Annotated in this window: 3 protein-coding genes; all 3 read left to right on the top strand. The window is 44.9% G+C overall.

Annotated features, from left to right (window positions below; genetic code table 11):
• The coding region (locus J6I68_RS09755) for a hypothetical protein (protein ID WP_292219995.1) at window positions 1-511 on the top strand (511 nt) is incomplete at its 5' end.
• 261 nt (window positions 512-772) lie between these two features.
• A complete protein-coding gene (locus tag J6I68_RS09750) occupies window positions 773-1,861 on the top strand; it encodes an MFS transporter (protein ID WP_292219994.1) in 1,089 nt (362 codons plus the stop codon).
• A gap of 56 nt (window positions 1,862-1,917) precedes the next feature.
• The coding region (locus J6I68_RS09745; protein WP_292219993.1) for a cupin domain-containing protein at window positions 1,918-2,267 on the top strand (350 nt) is incomplete at its 3' end.

Here is a 2,267-nt window from a genome sequence, read left to right as displayed (position 1 = left end):
GCTCGTTGAGAAGACTGAAGAAGAAAAAGAGACAAAAGTCCTGGACGACGCAATGAATGAAAGAGAAGCTTATGTAAAAACTCTGCTTGAAGAAAAGCTCGATTACTCAGCTTCAACCAAACAGCTTATCATTGCCTGTGCCTGCAACAAGTCCCTTCTGCAAAATGGAAAAGTCGATGGAATGCCTCAGGACAAAGCGCAGAGAGCTCTGTGGTTCGTGGTTGTTTCCAGGATCCAGAAAATCATGTCAGGTACCATGACTGCAGAGGAGATCAAGGCTCAGGCAGATATCGATTTCAAAAATAACGGCATAAAGAATGCAGTTGCTGCAGTAATGCAGAACGCTAAATATGCAGGTCTTTTAAAGGCTTCCAAGTCATCCAAAAAGGACTCACAGGAGAACTTTGGTCAGCAGATCATGAATCTGCAGATTGACCTGGTACAAAATGATCCAATGAAGAAGATGGACATCACTTCAACAATGAACGCCAAGAAGATGGAAGAAATGTGAACTAACTTCCACTAAGGCTTGAAAAGTAAGACTTTACTATGCTAAACTAAGCTAAGAAATAACACGGAAAGGAGCACATGAATGACCTGGAAAACAACAAACATTCATCTGATGAAGGGTAATGTAATGGCTGTTTACGGGGATAGTGCGCTCTTTTTTAGGTAAAACCGACACATGTATCGGTGAACTTACAAGATCATAAGAGACATTATCTCCTTAATTCTTTGCACAAAACTATCGAAGATTAAGGAGATTTTTATTATGGAAAAGAAAACTGCCAGAAGGCAGATAAATAAATTACTTAGCATAGATGCAGTCTCAGGATGCGCTATTGGAGGAGCAGCCTGGGTGGCGCTCCTTGCAGCAAGGGGCTTTAGCACCGTAGAGATCGGACTTTTAGAAAGTATCTTTCACATAACCAGCATGACCTGCGAGATCCCATCCGGCGTCATTGCAGACATGTTTGGAAGACGTAAGACCATGGTGGCCAGCAGAGTCATGGTGATAATATCATCTCTTTTGATGATCATTTCAAAGGACTTTTTCACCATTGCCATCGCCATCGCAGTCAATGCCCTGAGCTACAACTTATCCTCAGGAACCAGGGAGGCTCTTGCCTACGACAGCCTGAAAGAAGCAGGTCTTGAAAGTGAGTACGACAAGTTCGCTTCCAACGACCTTATGATTTACCAGATCTTTAGCTCCGCCGGAACCCTGATGGCAGGCGTAGCTCTCCTTCTTGGATACAAAAGAGCTAACATGGTGGATGCTGTGATCGGCGCCATTACTGTGCTGATCGCCCTTACTCTATCTGAAGTACACACCAGCCTTCAAAATGTCACTTCAGTGTCAGAGCGGTTTAAGAAGATAATCGGAGACAGTGCGACTTTTATAAAAGGAAACAGGAAAGCCAGGCTCATCATCATTTTTAACTCGATGATCGGAGCAGTTGATATACTGATACTTTTCTTTTTACAGGCCAAGCTCCCAGCGGTGGGGCTTAGCAAACTGTGGCTTGGGCCAGCTCTTTTCATCATGGGAATGGGCGCAGCCCTTGGAGCCAAGGTCACTGAAATTATTCCGGAAAAGAGATTTCATAGAATTGGGATCATAAGTGCGATCGGAGTAACAGTAGCCTTCGCAACAATGTTTACAGGAAACTGTTACATTATGATAGTTGGCGGCTTCATCGGCGCCTTTGCGGATAACTTTGTTCAGGTCAGGGCGGACATCCTGCTCAACACCATGATTCCGTCAGAGCAGAGGGCGACTTTGATGTCGGTGAATTCCTTTGCGTTTTCTGTGATAATGATAGTGTTATCGCCGCTATTTGGCATGATGTTTGCGTAACAAGAGTGAGTCATTGGGGACGTTACAGATTGACTCACCAAGAGGAGAAAAGAGATATGAGCAGAGATGCGGATCTTATTGCGGAGTACGAACTTCAAAAACACCCCGAGGGTGGCTGGTTTTCAGAGTGCTATACGTCGGAGGATCAGGCTCATGGAAGAGCATTTACCGGGAGCATATATTTTCTTTTGCGAAGCGGGGAGATTTCCCACTTCCATCAGATTGACTGCGACGAGATATGGTACTACCATGAAGGCTGTGGGATGCGCATCACTGTCATAACTGATACTGGCAGGGTGGAGTATCTTTTGGGAAATGACCTGGACAAGGACGAGAGAGTGATGGTTGTGATCCCCAAAGGGGCTATCTTTGCCGCTGAAAATATGGACGACGATGGATATACCTT

Source organism: Butyrivibrio sp. (assembly GCF_017940685.1).
Taxonomy (GTDB): Bacteria; Bacillota; Clostridia; order Lachnospirales; family Lachnospiraceae; genus Butyrivibrio.
Note: the sequence above shows the minus strand (reverse complement) of the source record. Positions and strands in the feature narration are given on the sequence as shown.